The sequence below is a fragment of the Streptomyces sp. enrichment culture genome, assembly GCF_964273145.1.
Lineage (GTDB): Bacteria > Actinomycetota > Actinomycetes > Streptomycetales > Streptomycetaceae > Streptomyces.
The window spans coordinates 2,008,553-2,030,800 of sequence record NZ_OZ186873.1 but is presented as its reverse complement, the minus strand read 5'-3'; the positions used below and the strand labels follow the sequence as shown (position 1 = coordinate 2,030,800).

Annotated in this window: 20 protein-coding genes and 2 tRNA genes; 21 read left to right on the top strand and 1 reads right to left on the bottom strand. The window is 74.1% G+C overall.

Features of this window, described 5'->3' with window-relative positions:
* Positions 1-232: 232 nt before the first annotated feature.
* The 6 genes from galE (at position 233) to ACSU6Z_RS09230 (ending at position 6,299) form a co-directional block, all read left to right on the top strand.
* On the top strand, positions 233-1,204 hold the full coding sequence (gene galE / locus ACSU6Z_RS09255; protein ID WP_437044473.1) for a UDP-glucose 4-epimerase GalE: 972 nt from the start codon (positions 233-235) through the stop codon (positions 1,202-1,204).
* Positions 1,205-1,318: 114 nt separating this feature from the next.
* Positions 1,319-2,443, top strand: a complete 1,125-nt coding sequence (proB, locus tag ACSU6Z_RS09250; RefSeq protein ID WP_437044472.1) for a glutamate 5-kinase — start codon at positions 1,319-1,321, stop codon at positions 2,441-2,443.
* Positions 2,444-2,615: 172 nt separating this feature from the next.
* Positions 2,616-3,074, top strand: coding sequence for a hypothetical protein (locus ACSU6Z_RS09245; RefSeq protein ID WP_437050241.1), 459 nt, complete (start codon positions 2,616-2,618; stop codon positions 3,072-3,074).
* A gap of 61 nt (positions 3,075-3,135) precedes the next feature.
* Entirely contained in the window at positions 3,136-4,422 is a 1,287-nt protein-coding gene (locus ACSU6Z_RS09240) for a glutamate-5-semialdehyde dehydrogenase (RefSeq protein WP_437044470.1), read from the top strand.
* Between the two features lie 116 nt (positions 4,423-4,538).
* On the top strand, positions 4,539-5,141 hold the full coding sequence (locus ACSU6Z_RS09235; RefSeq protein WP_437044469.1) for a hypothetical protein: 603 nt from the start codon (positions 4,539-4,541) through the stop codon (positions 5,139-5,141).
* An 87-nt stretch (positions 5,142-5,228) separates the two neighbouring features.
* Positions 5,229-6,299 (top strand): hypothetical protein, encoded by a 1,071-nt coding sequence (locus ACSU6Z_RS09230; protein WP_437044467.1) that lies wholly within the window; start codon positions 5,229-5,231, stop codon positions 6,297-6,299.
* An 82-nt stretch (positions 6,300-6,381) separates the two neighbouring features.
* Here the strand turns inward: ACSU6Z_RS09230 and ACSU6Z_RS09225 are convergent, their stop codons facing one another.
* The gene (locus ACSU6Z_RS09225; RefSeq protein ID WP_437044466.1) at positions 6,382-7,551 is read right to left on the bottom strand and encodes a M48 family metallopeptidase; all 1,170 of its coding nucleotides are present in this window, start codon (positions 7,549-7,551) and stop codon (positions 6,382-6,384) included.
* Between the two features lie 127 nt (positions 7,552-7,678).
* On the opposite strand from ACSU6Z_RS09225, the gene ACSU6Z_RS09220 reads away from it, so the two are divergent.
* The 15 genes from ACSU6Z_RS09220 to ACSU6Z_RS09150 all read left to right on the top strand — a co-directional run bounded on the left by ACSU6Z_RS09220 (position 7,679) and on the right by ACSU6Z_RS09150 (position 22,148).
* Positions 7,679-7,840, top strand: a complete 162-nt coding sequence (locus ACSU6Z_RS09220) for a hypothetical protein (protein ID WP_437044465.1) — start codon at positions 7,679-7,681, stop codon at positions 7,838-7,840.
* A 162-nt stretch (positions 7,841-8,002) separates the two neighbouring features.
* A complete protein-coding gene (locus tag ACSU6Z_RS09215) occupies positions 8,003-8,167 on the top strand; it encodes a hypothetical protein (protein ID WP_358785923.1) in 165 nt (54 codons plus the stop codon).
* A gap of 92 nt (positions 8,168-8,259) precedes the next feature.
* Positions 8,260-8,958 carry a nicotinate-nucleotide adenylyltransferase gene (nadD, locus tag ACSU6Z_RS09210; protein WP_437044464.1) on the top strand — a complete coding sequence of 233 codons (699 nt, stop codon included), beginning with the start codon at positions 8,260-8,262 and terminating at the stop codon, positions 8,956-8,958.
* A gap of 16 nt (positions 8,959-8,974) precedes the next feature.
* Complete coding sequence (locus tag ACSU6Z_RS09205; RefSeq protein ID WP_437044463.1) at positions 8,975-10,765, top strand: LCP family protein; 1,791 nt, start codon at positions 8,975-8,977, stop codon at positions 10,763-10,765.
* Positions 10,766-10,908: 143 nt separating this feature from the next.
* Entirely contained in the window at positions 10,909-11,355 is a 447-nt protein-coding gene (gene rsfS / locus ACSU6Z_RS09200) for a ribosome silencing factor (RefSeq protein WP_437044462.1), read from the top strand.
* On the top strand, positions 11,346-12,023 hold the full coding sequence (locus tag ACSU6Z_RS09195) for a histidine phosphatase family protein (RefSeq protein WP_437044461.1): 678 nt from the start codon (positions 11,346-11,348) through the stop codon (positions 12,021-12,023). Before rsfS ends, ACSU6Z_RS09195 begins: the two co-directional genes overlap by 10 nt.
* Before the next feature lie 96 nt (positions 12,024-12,119).
* A tRNA-Ala gene (locus ACSU6Z_RS09190) sits at positions 12,120-12,192 on the top strand.
* 212 nt (positions 12,193-12,404) lie between these two features.
* Positions 12,405-12,578, top strand: a complete 174-nt coding sequence (locus ACSU6Z_RS09185) for a hypothetical protein (RefSeq protein ID WP_437044460.1) — start codon at positions 12,405-12,407, stop codon at positions 12,576-12,578.
* Between the two features lie 3 nt (positions 12,579-12,581).
* Complete coding sequence (locus ACSU6Z_RS09180; protein ID WP_053750770.1) at positions 12,582-12,815, top strand: hypothetical protein; 234 nt, start codon at positions 12,582-12,584, stop codon at positions 12,813-12,815.
* A 150-nt stretch (positions 12,816-12,965) separates the two neighbouring features.
* Positions 12,966-13,038 (top strand) — tRNA-Ala (locus ACSU6Z_RS09175).
* A 494-nt stretch (positions 13,039-13,532) separates the two neighbouring features.
* Complete coding sequence (gene leuS, locus ACSU6Z_RS09170) at positions 13,533-16,403, top strand: leucine--tRNA ligase (protein WP_437044459.1); 2,871 nt, start codon at positions 13,533-13,535, stop codon at positions 16,401-16,403.
* A gap of 214 nt (positions 16,404-16,617) precedes the next feature.
* Positions 16,618-17,379: a hypothetical protein gene (locus ACSU6Z_RS09165; RefSeq protein ID WP_437044458.1), complete on the top strand. Its 762-nt coding sequence runs from the start codon at positions 16,618-16,620 to the stop codon at positions 17,377-17,379.
* A 72-nt stretch (positions 17,380-17,451) separates the two neighbouring features.
* Complete coding sequence (locus ACSU6Z_RS09160; RefSeq protein WP_437044457.1) at positions 17,452-18,297, top strand: DegV family protein; 846 nt, start codon at positions 17,452-17,454, stop codon at positions 18,295-18,297.
* 102 nt (positions 18,298-18,399) lie between these two features.
* Entirely contained in the window at positions 18,400-19,512 is a 1,113-nt protein-coding gene (locus ACSU6Z_RS09155; protein WP_437044456.1) for a helix-hairpin-helix domain-containing protein, read from the top strand.
* On the top strand, positions 19,509-22,148 hold the full coding sequence (locus ACSU6Z_RS09150; protein WP_437044455.1) for a ComEC/Rec2 family competence protein: 2,640 nt from the start codon (positions 19,509-19,511) through the stop codon (positions 22,146-22,148). The genes ACSU6Z_RS09155 and ACSU6Z_RS09150 overlap by 4 nt, the downstream gene beginning before the upstream one ends.
* The last annotated feature ends 100 nt before the right edge of the window (positions 22,149-22,248 follow it).

Below are 22,248 nucleotides of genomic sequence, written 5' to 3'. Positions count from 1 at the left end.
GGATTCACATGAAGTTTCCGTGGGCGAGGTAGCGGGGGCCTCGAAGGCCCGCGGGTGCCGGAAAATCCGGAAAAGCGGGGGCGGATGGGCCGCTCCGCGGTGACGGGAGAACTTGCCCATGGTGAAGCGCCCATAAAGGCCTTTATTGCCTTATGTCTTGTATGCCCGACTCGATTTTCCCGGGCCCACGGACGAGTCTGCACCCAGTGACAGCGACCCGGGAGGCACGAGGATGAGCTGGTTGGTCACGGGCGGAGCCGGATACATCGGCGCGCATGTGGTGCGCGCCATGGCGGCGGGCGGTGAACGCGTCGTCGTCTACGACGACCTGTCCACCGGCAGCGCCGAGCGGGTGCCCGAGGGGGTGCCGGTGGTCGTCGGCAGCGTGCTGGACGCGCCCCTGCTCGCCCGGGCGATTCGTGACCATGCTGTGACAGGCGTGGTGCACATCGCGGCCAAGAAGCAGGTCGGCGAGTCCGTCGAGCGTCCGCTCCACTACTACCGGGAGAACGTCACCGGCCTGCAGACGCTCCTGGAGGTCATGACGGACGCGGGCGTCGGCAGGCTCGTGTTCTCCTCCTCCGCCGCCGTCTACGGCATGCCGGACGTGGACCTCGTCACGGAGGACACCCCCTGCGCGCCGATGAGCCCCTACGGCGAGACCAAGCTGGCCGGCGAGTGGCTGATCGCCGCCGCCGCCCGGGCGCACGGCATCCGCGCCGCCGCGCTGCGCTACTTCAACGTGGCGGGCGCCGCCGAGCCCGCGCTGGCCGACGCCGGCGTCTTCAACCTCATCCCCATGGTCTTCGAGCGCCTGGAGGCCGGCGAGGCCCCCCGCATCTTCGGCGACGACTACGCCACGCCGGACGGCACCTGCGTGCGCGACTACATCCACGTCGAGGACATCGCCTCCGCCCACCTCGCGGCGGCCCGGCGCCTGACCGAGGCCGAGGCCGGCACCTCCCTCGTCCTCAACATCGGGCGCGGCGAGGGCAGTTCCGTGCGCGAGATGGTCGACCGCATCCTCAAGATCACCGGCAACGAGCACATCGCGCCGGTGGTCGCGGAGCGCAGGCCCGGCGACCCGGCCCGCGTGGTGGCGTCCGCCGACCGCATCCGGCGCGAGCTGGACTGGTCCGCGCGGTACGGCCTGGACGACATGATCCAGTCGGCCTGGCGGGGCTGGCGGCACCTGCGCGGCTGAGCGGACGGCCCGCCGCCGGCCGTCCGGCCACCGGAACGGAGGCGCGGCCGGGCGCCCGCCTCGCGTAGATTGCGAGGCGGGCAGCCGGACCGCGAGCGAGGGGAAGGACCACAGGTGGCAGGGGCAAGGCAGGCCGTGAACGAGGCCCGCAGGATCGTCGTCAAGGTCGGCTCCTCGTCGCTGACCACCGCCGAGGGAGGCCTGGACGCCGACCGGGTCGACGCGCTCGTCGACGTGCTCGCCAAGGTGCGCGGCGAGGGACGGGAGATCGTGCTGGTCTCCTCCGGCGCCATCGCCGCCGGCCTCGCACCGCTGGGCCTGCGCCGCCGCCCGCGGGACCTCGCCCGCCAGCAGGCCGCCGCCAGCGTCGGCCAGGGCCTGCTCGTGGCCCGCTACACCGCCTCCTTCGCCCGCTACGGCGTCCGCGTCGGCCAAGTGCTGCTCACCAGCGACGACATGAGCCGCCGCGCCCACCACCGCAACGCCTCGCGCACCCTGGACAAACTCCTCGCCATGGGCGCCTTCCCGGTCGTCAACGAGAACGACACCGTCGCCACCGACGAGATCCGCTTCGGCGACAACGACCGCCTCGCCGCCCTCGTCGCCCACCTGGTCCACGCCGATCTGCTGGTGCTGCTCTCCGACGTCGACGGCGTGTACGACGGCGACCCCGCCAGGCCGGGCACCTCGCGGATCGCCGAGGTGCGGGGGCCCGGGGACCTCGCGCACGTCGAGATCGGCAGCGCCGGCAGGGCCGGGGTGGGCACCGGCGGCATGGTCACCAAGGTCGAGGCGGCCCGCATCGCCGCCGCCGCCGGCATCCCCGTGGTGCTGACCAGCGCCGTCCACGCCGCCGACGCCCTGGCCGGCCGGGACACCGGCACCTACTTCCACCCCACCGGCAAGCGGTCCGCCGACCGGCTGCTGTGGCTCCAGCACGCCTCCACCCCGCAGGGGGCGCTCACCCTCGACGACGGGGCGGTGCGCGCGGTCGTCGAGCGCCGCACCTCGCTGCTGCCGGCCGGGGTCGCCGCCGTCGAGGGCGAGTTCAGCGCCGGGGACCCCGTCGAACTGCGGGACGGCGAGGGGCGCGCGGTGGCGCGCGGGCTGGTCAACTTCGACGCCAAGGAGATCCCCCGGCTGCTCGGCCGCTCGACGCGGGAGCTGGCCCGGGAGCTCGGACCGGCGTACGAACGCGAGGTCGTACACAGGGACGATCTGGTCATCCTGCACCCTTAATGGGTCGAAACATCCCCGCACCGGTGGTCTACGTTCCGCAAAACCGCCCCACGGGCCCGTGCGGCCTGCTCAACTTTGTCCAGGGGGGCGGCTCCACGCGACGCCGTCCAGCCCGACCAGTCCGCGCGATCCGCGGTTCGACCTGTGCACGAAGGAGGCCGTCGTGAGACGAGTGCGCCCGGGGACGGCGACCTCCCGCGGTGGTGCCGGCTCCCGCGCGGCCGGCGAGGAGCGCGCCCTGGCGAGCGTGGCGGCGGGGGACCGGTTCGAGGGCGGGGAACCGGCGGACCTCCCGCGCCTGTGGCACGTCACCCTGAGCGTCTCCGGCGCGCGCGCCCCGCTGCCGGAGGTGCGGCGTGCCCTGGAACAGCTCGCGCACGACCACCCCTTCCTGCTGACCAGCCGCTACGCCGACGACCACGCCGAGATCCGCTACTGGGAGGAGGCGCGCGACCTGCACGACGCCGCCGCCGTCGCGCTGCGCCTGTGGGGCGAGCACCGCCAGAGCGCGGGCCTGCCACCCTGGGAGATCGTCGGCCTGGAGGTCATCGACCGCGCGACCTACCACCAGCGCGTCGCCGCGGGATACGGTCCGGCACCGGCGACCCCTGCCGGCGTGCACCCCTTCTGAACCCGTCTCGCGCTGTGGGACGGCCGCCGGCCGGGCCCGGCGCGCGCACTACGCTTCCTCCATGACCACGCTCTCGCCGTACGACTCGATGACCCCGGTCACCCAGGCCGCCTACCGCGCCAAGGCCGCCGCCGCCGATGTCGCCCCGCTGCCGCGGGCCGTCAAGGACGACGCGCTGCTCGCCATCGCGGACGCCCTGGAGGTCCGCACGAGCGAGATCGTCGAGGCCAACGCCCAGGACGTGGCGAAGGCCCGCGGGGCCGGCACCAGCGAGGCCGTCATCGACCGGCTCACCCTGACCCCGGAGCGGGTGCGGGCCATCGCCGCCGACGTGCGGGACGTCGTCGCGCTGCCCGACCCGGTCGGCGAGGTGGTCCGCGGCTCCACCCTCCCCAACGGCATCGACCTGCGCCAGGTCCGCGTCCCGCTCGGCGTGGTCGGGATCGTCTACGAGGGCCGGCCCAACGTCACGGTCGACGCCGCCGCCCTGTGCCTGAAGTCCGGCAACGCGGTCCTGCTGCGCGGCTCCTCCTCGGCGTACCGGTCCAACGCCGCGCTCGTCCGGGTCGTCCGCGACGCCGTCGGCGGGGCCGGCCTGCCCGCCGACGCCGTGCAGCTCGTCCCCGGCGAGAGCCGCGAGAGCGTCCGCGAGCTGATGCGCGCCCGCGGCCTGGTCGACGTGCTCATCCCGCGCGGCGGCGCCTCGCTGATCAACACGGTCGTCCAGGAGTCCGTCGTCCCCGTCATCGAGACCGGCACCGGCAACTGCCACGTCTACGTCGACGCGGCGGCCGACCTCGACACCGCCGTCGACATCCTGATCAACTCCAAGGCGCAGCGCGTCAGCGTCTGCAACGCCGCCGAGACCCTTCTGGTCCACCGGGACATCGCCGCCGAGTTCCTGCCCCGCGCCCTGGACGCCCTCGCCGACGCCGGCGTCACCGTCCACGCCGACGAGCGCGTGATGGCCTACGCCAAGGGCTCCCGGGCGACGGTGGTCGAGGCCACGGCGGAGGACTGGGAGACGGAGTACCTGTCGTACGACATCGCCGCGGCGGTCGTCGACTCCCTCGACAAGGCCGTCGAGCACATCCGGCTGTGGAGCTCCGGGCACACCGAGGCCATCGTCACCACCTCCCAGCAGGCCGCCCGCCGCTTCACCCAGCTGGTCGACTCCACGACGGTCGCGGTCAACGCCTCCACCCGCTTCACCGACGGCGGCCAGTTCGGCTTCGGCGCCGAGATCGGCATCTCCACGCAGAAGCTGCACGCCCGGGGCCCGATGGGCCTGCCGGAGCTGACCAGCACCAAGTACATCGTCACCGGCGACGGGCACGTACGGCGCTGAGCGCCGCACGGACCGACGGCGGCGCACGTGCCTGCGGGCGGGTGCCCGTCCGCCGCGGGCACGCCGGAGAGGCGCCGTCCCGCCCTCCGGACGAATTTCCATACCGTCTGCCCAAAATGACCCCTCAGGTCTACTCTGGATCCGTGCCGGAGGACGTGGGGGGCACGCCGTTCCCTGACGGCTGGGACGGTTGGGAGCCCGACAGCGACCACGACCGCGGAGCGCCGGACGAAGAGTTCGCCTCCGTGGTCTTCGACGAGGCGTTCGTACGGGCGGCCGTGGTGCACGAGCCGACCGCCGTCGAACGTCTCCTGGCCGCCGCCCAGGCCAGAGCCGAGGCCTCCGAGACGGAGGCCGGCCGGAGCCGGCCCAGGAGCGAGCGGTACGACGACGGGTACGGCGGCTTCGGCCCCGATCCCGGCCTCGACCCCCCGGACGACGACACCGACGCCCCGGGCGGCCCCTACGGCCGTCCGGGGGCGTACGGCAAGCAGGTCCGCTGGCACCGCCCCGTCGCCTGGGTGCTCGCCCTCGTGATGGGCGTCGGCATGGTCGCGCTGGCCTTCACGGCCGTCTACCGGGGCGCGTCCTCGGGCAGCGGCCGGGAGCAGGTCCCCCCGCCCGTCTCGACCCGCCCGGAGCAGGGCGCCGCGGCGACCCCCTCGGCCTCCGCCGACTACTCCCAGCCGGCCGTCCCGGTGATCCCGCGCAGCCCTTGAGGGCCACCGCGGCGACCTGTCGCGCACCGGCCGGACCGGGCGCGCGCGGGGCGTTTACCGGGGCTCGCGCCGACCTACTCTGAAGGTATGGGAGGGCCTGGAGACCCGCCCGAGGGGACACCCGGGGGCGTCCCCTCGGGAGGCGAGGACGAGTACCGCTCCGTCGTCTTCGACGAGTCGTTCGTCCGCGCTGCCCGCCTCCAGGAGTACTCCGCCCAGGAGCGCGTGGCCGGCCACGCGCCCGCCGTGCGCCGCCGCCCGCCGCTGCGCCGGGCCGGGCTGCCCCGGCAGGCACTCGTCCTCGTCGTGCTGATCGCCCTCGCCTTCGGCACCGCGATCTACATGGGCCTGCGCCACCCGTACCAGGGGCCCGCCGCCCGGGAGCCCGCCGAGCCGCTGCGCATGGCCGTCGTCCCGCTCGTGCCGCAGGGCCGGGTGCCCGGCGCCGCCGATCCCGCCCACCTGTTCGCTCACAGTCCCGCCGCGGGGTTCCGCGTCGGCGCCGAGGGCGTCCCGCTCCCGGCGGTCAAGCGGACCGCGCACTTCTCCGGCGACCAGGTCCGCACCGCCCTGACCACCGCGAAGGAGTACATCGTCCGCTCCGCGCTCGATCCGGAGGTGCTCGGCGGCCGGCAGGTGCGCTCCGTGCGGGTCCTGCTCGCCCCCGGCCAGCTCGACCAGTTCGACGAGAGCCTCCGCGACCCCGCCGCCGACGGCCGGCACGCGCCCACCGGATGGCTGGTGCGCTTCGACCCCTCCCGCGCCGAGCTCGCCGACCCCGGGGTCCGGGCGCACGGCACCCTGGGGGTCGCCGAGACCGGCTCCTCCACCCTGGAGGTCACCGCCGACCACGTCTTCGTCTACGCGCTGCGGCCCGCCGGGGAGGACCGGGCCGAGGCGTCCCTGTTCACCGTCCGGCGCGAACTGCTCTTCCGCTTCGACCGGGAGGACCTGCGCCTGCGCCAGGCCCGACTCGTCGTCTCCTCCGTCCGGGCCGGTCCGCTGTCCTGCGCCGAGGAGTCGGCGGACCACCTGCGTCCGCTGCTCGCCGGCCGGACCGCCGAGGCGGGCGCCCCGGCCGGCACCGACCCCTACACCACGGACGGCGCCACGGCCCTGTGCGGATCGCTGGCGGCGAGCGCGCAACCGAGGGTGTGACGCGGGGGACGTGCCGAGGCGCGCGTGATCCCGGGCGGCAGGACGGGCGGCAGGTCCGGTGGAAGGCCGGGCCGGCCGGTGGTCAGCGCCCGTCGCCCGGCCGGCCGCCCGGCGTCCCGCCGTCGCCGGAGCCCCGAGGACCCGCGGAATCCTCCGGCCCCGCTCCCGGGGTCCCCTCCGGTCCGCCGGAGGACTTCGGCGACCGCGGCTGGGTGCCCGCGAAGCCGCCGAATCCGCGCCGTACCCGCTCGCCGAGGTCCCCGGCGCCGCCCGCGAGGTCGTTCACCAGCTTCATCAGCGGGTCCTTGGAGCCGCGCACGTGCGTGGCGTAGCTGGAGGCCGATTCCCGCAAGGAGTCCCGGACGGAGGTGTCCCTGTCCTCGCCGCGCCGCGGGTAGTGGCCGTCCATGAGCCGCTGGTAGTCGCGGGTGGCGGCCCACTTCTTCAGCTCGGCGGCCCGCACGGTGGTGAACGGGTGGGAGCGCGGCAGCACGTTCAGGATCTTCAGGACGGAGTCGCGCAGGTCGCCCCCGGCCTCGTACTCGTCGGCCTGCTCCAGGAACGCGTCGACGTTCATCTCGTGCAGGTGATCGCCGCCCGCGATCTTCATCAGGGCGCGCAGGGAGGCCTGCAGGTCCTGTCCGACCAGGAGACCCGCGCGGTCGGCGGACAGTTCCGACTTGCGGAACCACTCGCGCAGCGCGGTCACGATCGCCATGACCGCGACGTTGCCGAGCGGGATCCAGGCGACCCGGACCGCGAGGCTGGTGAGGAAGAGCAGCACGGTCCGGTAGACGGCGTGCCCGGACAGCGCGTGCCCGACCTCGTGACCGACGACCGCCCGCATCTCCTCCTCGTCGAGCAGCTCCACCAGGCCGGTGGTGACGACGATGATCGGCTCGTCCAGGCCGATGCACATCGCGTTCGGCTTCGGGTCCTGGGTGACGTACATCGGCGGGACCTTCTCCAGGTCCAGGATGTGACAGGCGTCGCGCAGCATGTCGTTCAGGTGGGGGAACTGCCGGTCCGAGACGCGCACGGAGTCGGACAGGAACAGCAGCCTCAGGCTCCGCTCGGGCAGCAGGCCGCTGAGGGCCTTGAAGACCGTGTCGAAGCCGCTCAGCTTGCGCAGCGCCACCAGGGCGCTGCGATCGGCCGGATGCTCGTAGGCGCGTGAGGAGATCTCCGGGAAGCGTCGGCGCTGCCGGCTCGGCACGCTCTCGTGCCCGGTGTGCTGCTGGCCGTCGGACATGTCTTCCCCCATGCGTGTGTGCGGGGTCCCTTACGGACCCTTGTGCGGCCTTTTGTGCCCCCGAGGCAGAGCCCAGCCTAGGCGGAGATACCGTGGACGGGCAGCACAGCGAAGGAGAGGCCGCCCCATGGAGCACACCCCCCGTACCGCCCGGCTCGCCGAGGCCGCGCTCGCCGCCGAGCAGCAGGGGCCGGGAAACCTGCTCCGGGTCGTTCTGATCGTGATGGTGCTGGGCTCTGTGCTGACCGCGTGGTTCCTGCTGCGGGGGTACAGGCGGAAGGACGACTGAGGCGGCCGGAAGGTTCCCCGGACGGGACGGACGGCGAGGGCACCGGCGTCCCGGCGCGGGCGGACGCCTTCGACGGCGGAGTCGGCGTGATCGCCCGCACGGCTCCCGCATACGATGAGCCGACGTCTTTATCCCGCCCACACCTGATAGGTCCTGCCGAAGATGAGCTTCCACAGCACCGCTGCCCAGCTGGTCACCCTCGCCGCCGAGGGCCAGGAGCACGGCGGCAACCACGAGAGCCTCAGCCCCTACCTCACCGGTGGCGCCGCCTTCGTCATCCTGATGCTCCTGCTGTGGGTCACCACGCGCTTCAACCGCGACCGCTAGGCGGCCCTCCGGCGGCGTCGCGCCCGGCCACCGGGTGCTGTGGGGCCGGGGGCGGCCGAAGCCCCCGGACCGGGCCGGTAGGGTCTGCTCGCATGGGAGAGCAGGACATGCCTACCGGTCCGGCGAACGACACGGCGAGCGGCGCGCGGGGACGCCCCGCTCCCGGCCGTGCCGCCGGCTCCGGTGACGGCCCGGTGCGCACGGGCAAGCGCCGTCTCGGCGTCATGGGCGGCACCTTCGACCCGATCCACCACGGGCACCTGGTGGCGGCGAGCGAGGTCGCCGTGCGGTTCCACCTCGACGAGGTGGTGTTCGTCCCCACCGGCCAGCCGTGGCAGAAGAGCCACCGCAAGGTCTCCGCGGCCGAGGACCGCTACCTGATGACGGTCATCGCGACCGCCGAGAACCCGCAGTTCTCGGTGAGCCGCATCGACATCGACCGCGGCGGTCCCACCTACACCGTGGACACCCTGCGTGACCTGCGCGCCCTCAACCCCGACACGGACCTGTTCTTCATCACCGGCGCCGACGCGCTGGCGCAGATCCTGACCTGGCACAACAGCGAGGAGCTGTTCTCCCTGGCGCACTTCGTCGGCGTCACCCGCCCCGGTCACCACCTGACCGACCCGGGCCTGCCCGAGGGCGGTGTCTCCCTCGTCGAGGTCCCCGCCCTGGCCATCTCCTCCACGGACTGCCGTGCGAGAGTCGCCAAGGGCGACCCCGTCTGGTATCTGGTGCCCGACGGAGTCGTGCGCTACATCGACAAGCGCCAGCTGTACCACGGCGACTGAGCCGAGAGGGGTACCGGTGAACGACCGATACGACGCGGGGTACGGGGGCGCTTCGTACGAGCTCGTCGGCTACGACGAGTACGGCCAGCCCGTGTACCGCCAGGCCCCGGTGCAGCAGCACGCGCACCAGCAGCCGTACGACCCGTACGACCCGTACGGGCAGCAAGGCCAGCAAGGCCAGCAAGGCCAGCAGGGATACGCCTACGACCCGTACACCGCGGGTGCGCAGCAGGCCGCCCCCTCCTACGGCGTCCAGGCCGCGGACGCCGGCCACGACACGGACCGGCAGCCGTCCGCGCCCTCCTACGGCTCCGCCTCCCACGACCCTCACGACCCCTACGGCTCCTACGCCTCCGCCGCCCACCAGGGCGGCGGAGGCGGGCAGCCCCACGACCCGTACGACCCGTACGGGCAGACCGCCGCCGGCGGGCCGCAGGCGCGCGTCGCCGAGCAGACCGCCTACGTCCCCCAGCAGGTCGGCCCGCCCGACGAGCCGGAACCCGCAGCGGGGACCGAAGCCGCAGGGGCCGAACGGGATTACCGCACCGAGCAGTTCGCCTTCGTCGAGGAGCCGGACGGCGACTCCGAGGACGTCATCGACTGGCTGAAGTTCACCGAGAACCGCACCGAGCGCCGCGAGGAGGCCCGCCGCCGTGCACGCGCGCGCCTGATCGCGCTGGCCGTCGTCCTGGCGCTGTGCGTGGTCGGCGGAACCGGCTGGCTCTGGTACGCCGGGAAGCTCCCCGGACTGTCGTCCTCCGGCGCGGAGACGGGCGGTGCGACGGCGGCGGGCGCCCAGAAGCGCGACGTGATCGTCGTCCACCTGCACGACACCAGGAACGGCGGCACCACCACGGCGCTGCTCGTCGACAACGCCACCACCCGGCAGGGCACCGCCGTCCTGCTGCCCAACTCCCTCACGCTGACCGGGGACGACGGCACCACCACCACGCTCGCCAAGTCCGTCGAGGACGCCGGTGCCGACGGCACCCAGGAGGCGCTGGACTCGGTCCTGGGCACCTCCATCCAGGGCACCTGGCGGCTGGACACCCCCTACCTGCAAAACCTCGTCGACCTGGTCGGCAGCATCGACGTCGACACCGACACCGACGTGCCCGACCCGGACTCCGGGAAGAAGGGCACGGCGCCGCTGGTCCACCAGGGCGAGAACCAGACCCTGAGCGGGAAGATGGCGGTCGCCTACGCCACCTACCGCGCCCCCGAGGAGTCGCCGAACGCCCAGCTGGAGCGGTTCGGCCAGGTCATGCAGGGCGTGCTGCGCAAGCTGCCCTCCGATCCGCAGGCCGCGACCACCACCATCCAGACGCTGGCGCAGATCCTGGACCCGCCGCTCACCGACAAGGAGCTCGGCACCTTCCTCGCCGGGCTGGCCGACCTGGCCAAGGGCGGCGACTGCAAGACGGCGCTGCTGCCGGTCCAGCCGGACGGCACGCTCGACGCCGAGGCGAGCGACAGCGTCGTCAAGGACATCCTCGGCGGCACCGCCAAGAGTCCCGGCCAGGACTCCGCCGTGCGCGTCCTGGTGCGGAACGCCGGCGGGACGCGGGACGACACCGACAGGGCCCGCGTCGCGCTCCTCAACGGCGGCTTCACCTTCCTGGAGGGCGGTACGACGTCCGCCCGGACGACGTCCCAGGTCCTCTACGCGGACGCCGCCGACAAGGAGGACGCCACCGAGGTCGCCAAGACCCTGGGCCTCCCGGCCGATGCCGTCACCCGGGGGAAGGTCTCCTCGACCGCGGACGTCGCGGTGCTCCTCGGCCAGGACTACGAGCCGTCGTCCTAGGGACGCCGAGCACACCACGGACCGCGTGGGCCGCGCCGCGCGCGTGACGCGGCCCACGCGGGACCGCCCCTTCACACCCCGGGGGCCCGCGGCCGTCCGTGAGACCCTGGAAGGCAAACCGACCGCCGACCGAAAGCCGTGCAGTGACCGCTACCGACCGCTCCCTGGAGCTCATCAACACCGCCGCCCAGGCGGCCGCCGACAAGCTCGCCCACGACGTCATCGCCTACGACGTCAGCGACGTGCTGTCGATCACGGACGCCTTCCTCCTCGCCTCCGCGCCCAACGACCGCCAGGTCAAGGCGATCGTCGACGAGATCGAGGAACGGCTCCTCAAGGAGCTCGGCGCCAAGCCCGTGCGCCGCGAGGGCGACCGAGAGGCCCGCTGGGTCCTGCTCGACTACGTCGACATCGTCGTCCACGTCCAGCACAGCGAGGAGCGCGTCTTCTACGCCCTGGAGCGGCTGTGGAAGGACTGCCCCGAGATCGAACTGCCCGACGACGCCCGGGCCACCCGCGGCAAGGCCGAGGAGCACGCGCGAGCGCAGGCCGCCGAGGAGGCCGCGGAGCCGGGCGGGGAGTGGCGGTGAGCGGCGCCGGTGCCGAGCCCGGCAGGAAGCAGGGCAGGGGCCGCCGCGTCATCCTCTGGCGGCACGGCCAGACCGCCTGGAACGTGGAGCGCCGCTTCCAGGGCACCACGGACATCGAGCTCACCGGGACCGGTGTCGCCCAGGCCCGCCGTGCCGCCCGGCTGCTCGCCGGCCTCGGGCCCGACGCGATCGTCGCCTCGGACCTGAGGCGGGCCGCGGACACCGCCGCCGAGCTCGCCGCGCTCACCGGTCTCGAGGTGACCTTCGACGAGGGGCTGCGCGAGACCTACGCGGGCGCCTGGCAGGGCCTGACCCACGACGAGATCATCGCCCGGTACGGCGAGGAGTACGCGGCGTGGAAGCGCGGCGAGCCCGTGCGCCGCGGCGGCGGCGAACTGGAGACCGAGGTCGCCGACCGCGCCGCCCCCGTCGTGCTCCGGCACGTCGACAAGCTCCCCGAGGACGGCACGCTCGTCGTGGTCAGCCACGGCGGCACGATCCGCACCACCATCGGCCGCCTCCTCGGGCTGGCGCCGCACAACTGGGAGAGCCTCGGCGGCCTGACCAACTGCTGCTGGTCGGTCCTCGGCCAGGGCGCCCGCGGCTGGCGGCTGCTGGAGCACAACGCCGGCACCCTGCCGGAGCCGGTGCTCGGCGACGACGACTGAGCGGCCCGCGGCAGGTCCGGGACCCCGGATTTCACTTTCCGGCAGGTCACAGGCTAAAGTTCTTCTTGTTCGCCCCGCCGAGCGGGAAGAACACAAGGGGCTATAGCTCAGTTGGTAGAGCGCCTGCATGGCATGCAGGAGGTCAGGAGTTCAATTCTCCTTAGCTCCACAGCACACGGACGAATCCCGTCCCCTCCGGGGGGCGGGATTCTTCGTTTCCTCGTCCGGGCGGGCGCCGCCGGCCGCGGGGGCGCGTCGCGGGGGTGGCGGCTCCGGACGTCGTGTCCGGACCGGTATCCAAGGCGTCGCTGACCGTGTCGGTCCGGTCGTGGCAGAATCAAACGGCCGGAAGGGAGCGCGGCCCGACGGGAGGGAGTAGCGATGCCTGCGAGCATCCGCGAGGAGGTCGGTCACTTCCTCGACACCGCTGTGACGCACGACACGGGCACCCGTCTCGTCTGCCCTTCCTGCGGTTCCGCGCACGTGGCCCAAGTCCTCGGGGACAACGGCGGAATCTCGTACGTGTGCACGGCCTGCGGCCACAGCTGGAGCTGATCGATGGGTGCACACAGGCGGAAGTGCGACTGGTGCGGCAGCGGTACGCCGATCGTCCGCGACATGGAGCCGGTCAACCCGGAGTACCAGTACTGGTGCGAGGAGTGCGCGCGGGCGCTGATCATAAAAGGCGACCCGATCGAGACGTACCGCGAACTGGAGGGTGAGCCGATCTACGGCCGGCTCCTCGAGGAGCACTGCACGCTCAAGCGGTTCTACTCGTTCGTCACGGCCTGACCCCCGGACTTCCCCGCCGGGGCCGACGCAGGGACCAGCTTGGGGGACATCAGGGGCGAAAAGGGACAGAACGAAAGCGATTTGGTGTTGGGCCGGGGGGACCGTGTAATGTTGGCGTCGCCGCCGGGGAAACCGGAAGGAAAACGGCAAGGGGCTATAGCTCAGTTGGTAGAGCGCCTGCATGGCATGCAGGAGGTCAGGAGTTCAATTCTCCTTAGCTCCACAGAAGGATCCCGCAGGGTCGTCGGACCCGGCGGGATCTTCTCGTTTCCGGATCCTTCCGGGCCGGCGGCCGGGCGCACGGCGTCCGTGGCCCCGAGGAGCGCCGACGGATCGCGGGAGGGCGCCCGCCCCGAGCGAACCGCCCGCCTGCCGCGGGCGAGGCGAGCGCCTCGCCGGCCGTCGTCGCGCCGCCCCTCGGCGACCGCCGCGCGCGGTGGACCTCGAGCGGCGCCCCGGCCGTGCCCGGCGGGCGGGTGCCCGCACCGCTCCCGCCGCCGCGGAGGTCCGCGGGAAGCGCGTCGCCGCCCGCACGGAGGCTGCGGTACCCTGACGCCATGCGTGCCGTACGCCTTCTGCTTAGCGGGCCGCGCTGATCAGTCCCGGCCACCGGACGAGTCGAGTGGCCGGAATCGGCGCGGCATCCCCTCCTGTGCGAGGGGATTTTTCGTTTCTCGACAGCCGTAGGCAGAGACGATCGATGGAGCTTTGAGGATCATGAGCGAGACGAACCCCGCTGCCACCGCCGAGGTGGCCGCGCCGCACCGCTACACGGCCGCCGTGGCCGCGGAGATCGAGGCACGCTGGCAGGACTTCTGGGACGCCGAGGGCACCTACGCGGCGCCCAACCCGAGCGGAGACCTGGCGGGCGACCCGGAGCTGGCCGCCAAGCCCAAGAAGTTCATCATGGACATGTTCCCGTACCCCTCCGGTGCGGGCCTGCACGTCGGCCACCCGCTGGGCTACATCGCCACCGACGTCTTCGCGCGCTTCCAGCGCATGACCGGCCACAACGTCCTGCACACCCTGGGCTTCGACGCCTTCGGCCTGCCCGCCGAGCAGTACGCCGTGCAGACCGGCACGCACCCGCGCGTGTCCACCGAGGCCAACATCGAGAACATGAAGGCCCAGCTGCGCCGGCTGGGCCTGGGCCACGACAAGCGCCGGTCGTTCGCCACGATCGACCCGGAGTACTACAAGTGGACCCAGTGGATCTTCCTGCAGATCTTCAACGCCTGGTACGACGAGGAGGCGAAGAAGGCCCGCCCGATCTCCGAACTGGTCGAGCAGTTCGAGTCCGGTGAGCGCGCCGTCCCCGGCGGCCGTTCCTGGAGCGAGCTGACCGCCGCCGAGCGCGCCGACGTCCTGAGCGGCTACCGCCTGGCCTACGCCTCCGACGCGCCCGTCAACTGGTGCCCCGGCCTGGGCACCGTGCTGGCCAACGAGGAGGTCACCGCCGAGGGCCGCTCCGAGCGCGGCAACTTCCCCGTCTTCAAGGCCAAGCTGCGCCAGTGGAACATGCGCATCACCGCCTACGCCGACCGGCTGCTGGACGACCTGGACGAGCTGGACTGGCCCGAGGCCATCAAGCTGCAGCAGCGCAACTGGATCGGCCGCTCCGAGGGCGCCCGCATCGACTTCCCCGTCGACGGCGAGCACATCACCGTCTTCACCACCCGCCAGGACACCCTGTTCGGCGCCACCTACATGGTGCTGGCGCCCGAGCACCCGCTGGTGGAGAAGTTCACCCCGGCCGCCTGGCCCGAGGGCACGCGCGAGGCGTGGACCGGCGGTCACGCCACCCCGGCCGAGGCCGTCGCCGCCTACCGCGCGCAGGCCGCGTCCAAGTCCGACGTCGAGCGGCAGGCCGAGGCCAAGGACAAGACCGGTGTCTTCACCGGCGTGTACGCGACCAATCCGGTCACCGGCGAGAAGATCCCGGTCTTCATCGCCGACTACGTCCTGATGGGCTACGGCACCGGCGCCATCATGGCCGTCCCCGCGCACGACACGCGGGACTTCGCCTTCGCGCGCGCCTTCGAGCTGCCGATGCGCTGCGTGGTGGAGCCGACCGACGGCCGCGGCACCGACACCTCGACCTGGGAGGACGCCTTCGCGTCGTACGACGCGAAGATCGTCAACTCCGCCAACGACCGGATCGACCTGGACGGTCTGGGCGTCACCGAGGCCAAGGCGCGCATCACCGCATGGCTGGAGTCCACGGGCATCGGCGAGGGCACCGTCAACTACCGCCTGCGCGACTGGCTGTTCAGCCGCCAGCGCTACTGGGGCGAGCCCTTCCCGATCGTCTACGACGAGGACGGCGTCGCGCACGCGCTGCCCGAGTCGATGCTGCCGCTGGAGCTGCCCGAGGTCGAGGACTACTCCCCGCGCACCTTCGACCCGGACGACGCCGACACCCAGCCCGAGACGCCGCTGTCGCGCAACGAGGACTGGGTCAACGTCACCCTGGACCTGGGCGACGGGCCGAAGAAGTACCGCCGTGAGACCAACACCATGCCCAACTGGGCCGGTTCGTGCTGGTACGAACTGCGCTACCTGGACCCGCACAACGGCGACAGGCTGGTCGACCCCGGCATCGAGCAGTACTGGATGGGCCCGCGCCAGGGGCAGCCGCACGGCGGCGTCGACCTGTACGTCGGCGGCGCCGAGCACGCCGTGCTGCACCTGCTGTACGCGCGCTTCTGGTCCAAGGTCCTGTACGACCTGGGGCACATCTCCTCGGCCGAGCCGTTCCACAAGCTGTTCAACCAGGGCATGATCCAGGCCTACGTCTACCGCGACGCCCGTGGCATCGCGGTGCCGGCCGCCGAGGTGGAGGAGCGCGACGGCGCGTACTGGTACCGGGGCGAGAAGGTCACCCGACTGCTGGGCAAGATGGGCAAGTCCCTGAAGAACGCGGTCACGCCGGACGAGATCTGCGCCGAGTACGGCGCCGACACGCTGCGCCTGTACGAGATGGCCATGGGCCCGCTGGACGTGTCCCGGCCGTGGGACACGCGCGCGGTGGTGGGTCAGTTCCGGCTGCTGCAGCGGTTGTGGCGCAACATCGTCGACGAGACGACCGGTGAGGTGACGGTCACCGACGCCGAGCCGGACGAGGAGACGCTGCGCGCCCTGCACAAGGCGATCGACGGCGTGCGCCAGGACCTGGAGGGCCTGCGGTTCAACACCGCCATCGCCAAGATCACCGAGCTGAACAACCACCTGACCAAGGCGGGCGGCCCGGTGTCCCGGCCGGTCGCCGAGGCGCTGGTGCTGCTGGTGGCGCCGCTGGCCCCGCACATCGCCGAGGAGCTGTGGCGCAGGCTGGGCCACACCGCCTCGGTGGTCCACCAGGACTTCCCCGTCGCCGACCCGGCGTACGTCGTGGACGAGACCGTGACGTGCGTGGTGCAGGTCAAGGGCAAGGTCAAGGCGCGGCTGGAGGTGTCGCCGTCCATCTCCGAGGAGGAGCTGGAGAAGGCGGCCCTGGCCGACGAGAAGGTCGTCGCCGCGCTGGACGGGGCCGGGATCCGCAAGGTGATCGTGCGCGCGCCGAAGCTGGTGAACATCGTCCCGGCGTAGGCGCGAACGTCCGGGCGCGGGCCGGCCGGCGCCGCTCCGCCGGTGTCCGGCGGCGGCTCGCGGCCGGTCACGCGGACGGGCTCGGGGTGGTCCCCTACGGGCAGGTTCGGGGTTCTTCCGGAACTCCGGACCTGCCCGTTGCGTTTACCGTTGAAGAGCGGCGCGGCGGCCGCCGTGGCAGGCCGGAGGTCCGCAGGGCCGGAGGAGGAGCACCGTGGAAGAAGTGATCGCAGTCTTCGCCCTGCTCTTCGTGATCTTCGTCGCCCTCGGTGTCTACGCCACGGTGAAGGCGGTCGGCGCCGCCAAACGCGGCGTGGACCGCACCCTCACCCAGGCCCGCCGCACGGTCGAGGACCACACGCTGCGCGCCAAGTCCTTCGCGCAGCCCGGCCCGGCGGGCGAGCTCGCCCAGCTGCGGCTGGCCCTGCGCACCTCGATGCGGGCCACGCAGGACGCCCTGCACGCGGGCGCGGCCGAGGACGCGTCCCTCAAGGAGTCCCTGGCCCTGTTCGAGCGGCTGAGCGCGCACGGGCACGAACTCGACGCCGAGCTCAGGCGCCTGGAGTCCGAACCGGACCGTGCCGCGCTCGCCGCGCGGCTGCCGGACCTGCGGGAGCGCACCGAGCGCATCACCCGCTCCGCGGACTCGCTGCGCTGGGCGGCCCGCGACCGGGCGCACCGCTTCGCCGACGACGACCTCGACATGCTGAGCGCGCAGATCGACGTCGAGGCCGGTGCCCTGCGGCACTGGTCACAGGTGGACGAGCCGGCCACGCCGCCCCCGCCGTGGCCCGAAGCCCCGGCTGCCGACGACGCGGCGGCGCGACGGACCCGGTCCCGGGACCCGCGGCCGCACCCGGACGGTGAGCCGCGACCGCACCCGGCGCAGGAACCGGCGCGTCCCGCCATCACCCCGCCCGATCCGCGGCCCGTCCACCCCTGGCAGCGGAAGACCCGCCCCGAGAACACGACTTGATCCGGTCCCGTCCGCCCCGTCCGTCCGGGGCCGCACTGCCGCACGCGCACTACGCCAGGTAACCTCCAGCACATGTCCCGCCATGTCGCGATCGTCACCGATTCAACGGCCTATCTTCCGGCCCGGACGATGGAGCGCCACGGCATCACCGCGGTCCCCCTGACCGTGGTCCTCGGCGACCGGGCCCTGGAGGAGGGCACCGAGATCTCCACCCGCTCCCTGGCCCAGGCCCTGCAGAAGCGACGCCCGGTCACCACCTCCCGCCCCAGCCCCGAGCTCTTCGCCGAGACCTACCGCAAGGCCGCCGAGTCCGGCGCCGACGGCATCGTCTCGCTCCACCTGTCCGCCGAACTGTCGGGGACGTACGACGCGGCGGTGGCCGCGGCCAGGGAGGCGCCGGTACCCGTGCGGGTCGTGGACACCGGGATGGTCGCGATGGCGCTCGGGTTCTGCGCGCTCGCCGCGGCCGAGGCGGCGGAGGAGGGCGCCACGGAGGACGAGGCCGTCACGGCCGCGGAGAAACGCGCCGCGGGCACCTCCGCCTACTTCTACGTCGACACCCTCGACTATCTGCGGCGCGGCGGCCGGATCGGAGCCGCGCGGGCCCTGCTCGGCTCGGCGTTCGCGGTGAAACCGCTTCTGCAGCTGGGCGGGGGGAGGATCGAACCCCTGGAGAAGGTGCGGACGGCGGCCAAGGCGATCGCCCGCCTGGAGGAGATCGCCGCCGACCGCGCGGGCGGCGCCCGGGTCGACATCGCCGTCCACCACCTCGCCGCCCCCGACCGGGCATCGGCCCTCGCGGACCGGCTGCGGGCGCGGGTCCCCGGCCTGGCCGACCTGCATGTGAGCGAGGTCGGGGCGGTGATCGGGGCGCACACGGGACCCGGATTGCTGGGGGTCGTGGTGTCCTCCCGCTGAGGCGGCGCGGCACCTCTGGCCTTCCGCCCCGTCACCCGTGCGGGTGACCGGGATGTCCACAACCGGGCAGTAGTCCCCGGAACCCCGGCATGATCATCGCGAGTGCGGCGAGGTGCCCGATCCTCGTCGCATGCTCTTCGATCACCCTCACGCACAGCGACGGCGACCAGCGGCCCGGGCCGCGGGCCCGCCTCCGACGGCCGTACCCGCCACCGCCGCCCGCCCCGCGCCCACGGCCGCCCACGGCGCCGGAGGGCCCCGGCCGAGGAGCTCCGCCGACGGGCGGACCTGCTCTTCGCCGCCCGTGCCGGCGAGCGGCCGGAGCCGGCGGAGGGGCCGCCGCCCGACGGGCCTGCCACCGGACGCCCTGCCGCGGGGCATCCCGCCCGCGACGGGTGGGAGGCGCCGGACGCACGCGAGGGCGGGGGAGGCGCTGACGGGGCGGGGGCGCAGCGCGCGACGGCCGAAGGCGGCTGGCGGGAGCGGGCCGGTCCGGCACTGCGGGAGCGGCTGCCCGTGTGGCTGCAAGCCAGGTGCGGACTGGAGCGGCGGGGCGTGGCCGCCCTCGCGGTGGTGCTCGTCGCCGCCGCGGCCTTCGCCGCGCAGCACTTCTGGGCGGGCCGTACCCAGCCCGTGCGGGTCCCGGAGGTGGTGCGGGCGGCGGCGCCGTACGGCGAACCGGGGCAGGAGCGCGGGCAGGGCGGGGGACCGGGGCGGGCGGACCCGCAGAGCGGCGTGCCCGAGCCCCCGGCCGGGGCCTCGCCCCCGGCCGGCGCCGAGATCGTCGTGGACGTCGGCGGCAAGGTCCGCGAACCCGGCATCCACCGGCTGCCGGCCGGTTCGAGGGTCGAGGACGCCCTGCGCGCGGCCGGTGGCGTACGTCCCGGCACCGACACCGACGGCCTCAACCGCGCCCGCCTCCTGGTGGACGGCGAACAGGTCGTCGTCGGCGGACCCGCCCCCGCCCCCGTCCCGGTTCCCGGCGCGGGCGGCCCGGCCGGGGCCGTCACGGCGGGTCCCGCCGCTCCGCTCTCCCTCAACACGGCCACCGCCGACCAGCTCGAAACACTGCCGGGCGTCGGCCCCGTGCTGGCCCGGCACATCGTCGACTACCGCACCCAGCACGGCGGATTCCGCTCGGTGGACGAACTGCGCGAGGTGAACGGAATCGGCGAGCGGCGCTTCGCGGACCTGCGGAACCTGGTCCGGCCATGAGCCCGGCCCCCGAACCGCCGCAGCACGCGACCGCCCCGGCCCCCGCCGACCCGCCCCCCGTCCCGGCCCTCGCCCGGACGCCACCCGCCCGAGCGGCCGTGCACGCGGCCTCCGGGACGCGGCTGGGGGCGGCCCGGCCCCGGCAGGAGGGACCGGCGGACCTGCGGCTGGTGCCGCCCGCGCTCGCGGCCTGGGCGACGGCGGCGCTGCTGCTGGACGCCTCACCGGGATGGGCCGCCGGTGCCGTGAGCGGTTGCCTGGCCGTCGCGGGTCTCCTGCTGACGGCACCGGCCCAGGCGCTGCCGCCGCCGCTGCGGCGTGGGGCAGGGGCGTGGTCACGCGTGCCGGCCGCCGCCGTACTGCTCTGCGTCGCCGCCGCCGCGGCCTCGGCCGGACTCCACGGAGCCGACCTGCGCCGGGGACCCGTACCGGCCCTCGCGAAGCGGTACGCGACCGTGACCGCCGAAGTGGAGACGGTCTCCGACCCCCGGCTCAGCCGGCCCCGCGTCCGGGGCGATCACATGATCCCGGACGCGGTACTGATCGACGCCGACGTACGGCGGGTGGCCGCGGACGGGCCGGCGGTCGCGACCCGGACACCGGTGCTGCTGGTCGTCCGCCCCGGCCCGGGTACGACGGACGGGGAATCCGCCGCCGGGGCCGGTGGCCCGTGGCTCGGCCTGCTGCCGTCCACGCGGCTGCGCGTCACCGGGCGGCTGGCACCCGCGTCGGCGGACGGGGCCCGGGTGGCGGCCGTGCTGCGGGTACGGGGCCGGACGGCACCGGACGTGGTGGGGGAGCCGTCGGGGCCGCAGCGCGTCGCGGGCCGGCTGCGGGCCGGTCTGCGGGAGGCCACCGACGGCCTGCCGGCGGACGCGCGGGCGCTGCTGCCAGGCCTGGTCGTCGGGGACACCTCGCGCATCACCCCCGAACTGGACCAGGCGTTCAAGGAGACCGACCTCGCTCACACGCTCGCCGTCTCCGGAGCCAACTTCACCATTCTGCTGGCCCTGTTGCTCGGGCCGCCCGGCCTGGCCCAGCGCAGCGAGCGCCGGGGACTGGCGCCCCGCCTCGGCGTCTCCCTGCGGACGACGGCCGTGCTGGGCGGCGCGCTCGCCCTCGGGTTCGTGGTCGTGTGCCGGCCCGACCCCAGTGTGCTGCGGGCGGCGGCCTGCGGGTCCGTCGCGCTGCTCGCCCTGGCCACCGGACGCCGCCGCTCCCTGATCCCGGCGCTGGCGACGGCCGTCCTGCTGCTGGTGCTGTACGACCCGTGGCTGTCGCGCAGTTACGGCTTCCTGCTCTCCGTGCTGGCCACGGGGGCCCTGCTCACGGTCGCGCCGCGGTGGAGCGCGGCACTGCGGCGGCGCCGGGTCCCACCGCGGGTGGCGGAGGCGCTGGCCGCCGCAGCGGCCGCGCAGGCGGTGTGCGCGCCGATTGTCGCCGTGCTCTCGGCACGGGTGAGCCTGGTGGCGGTGCCGTGCAACCTGCTCGTGGAGTTCGCGGTCGCGCCGGCCACGGTGCTGGGCTTCATGGCGCTGGCGACGGCGCCGCTGGCGATGCCGGTGGCCGAGTCCCTTGCCTGGTGCGCGAGTTGGCCAGCGGGGTGGATCGCGCGGGTCGCCCGCGCCGGGGCGGCACTGCCGGGCTCGGGAGTGGACTGGCCGGGCGGCTGGATCGGGGCGGCGCTGCTCGCGCTGGTCACGGTGGCCGTGCTGCTCGCCGGGCGCCGTCTGGCGCGGCACCCCTGGTGGTGCGGGGTCTGCGGGGTGCTGCTGCTGCTCGTGGTGGTGCAGCCGCCACCGCTGACCCGGGTGATCACGGGGTGGCCGCCGCCGGGCTGGCGGATGGTGATGTGCGACGTGGGACAGGGGGATGCGCTGGTGCTCGCGGCGGGCGAGGGCACGGGCGTCGTCGTGGACGCCGGACCCGATCCCACGCTCGTCGACCGCTGCCTGCGCCTGCTCGGCATCACCCGGGTCCCGCTCGTGGTGCTCACCCACTTCCACGCCGACCACGTGGCGGGCCTGCCCGGCGTGCTGCGGGGGCGCGCGGTGGGCGCGATCGAGACGACCGGTTTCGAGGAACCCGCGGGGCAGGCGGAGTTCGTCCGGCGCCAGGCGGCGGCCCGGCGCGTTCCCGTGCGGCACGCCGCCGCCGGGGAACGGCGCCGGACCGGCGCGCTGTCCTGGGAGGTGGTGTGGCCCCTCCCGCCCCCCGGGTCCGGAGCGGGCGCGCACGCCGCCCCGGCCCGCCCGGTGCCGCAGCCGGAGGGGCCGAACGACGCCAGCGTCACCCTGCTGGTCCGGACGGCCGGGCTGCGGCTGTTGCTCCTGGGCGACCTGGAGCCCCCGGCCCAGCGGGCGCTGGCGAGGTCACCGGCGGCAGCGGCGCTGGAAGGCGCGGACGTGCTCAAGGTGGCCCACCACGGCTCGGCGTACCAGGATCCGGACCTCATGCGCCGGATCTCTCCGCGGCTGGCGCTGATCTCCTGCGGGGAGGACAACCCGTACGGGCATCCGGCCCCCGGCACGGTCGCCGCCCTGCGCGCCGGGGGCGCGGCGGTGCTGCGGACGGACCGGGACGGCACGCTGGCGGTCGTCGGTACGGACGGGCGGCTGCGGGTGGCGGGTGACTGAGGCCGGGGCCGCGTACGGGGCGCCGTGCGCGAGTTCCGCCGCGTCCGCCGGATTCCGTCCGCGGGGCACGTGCCGCCTCGGGGCTCCACGGGTGACCGAT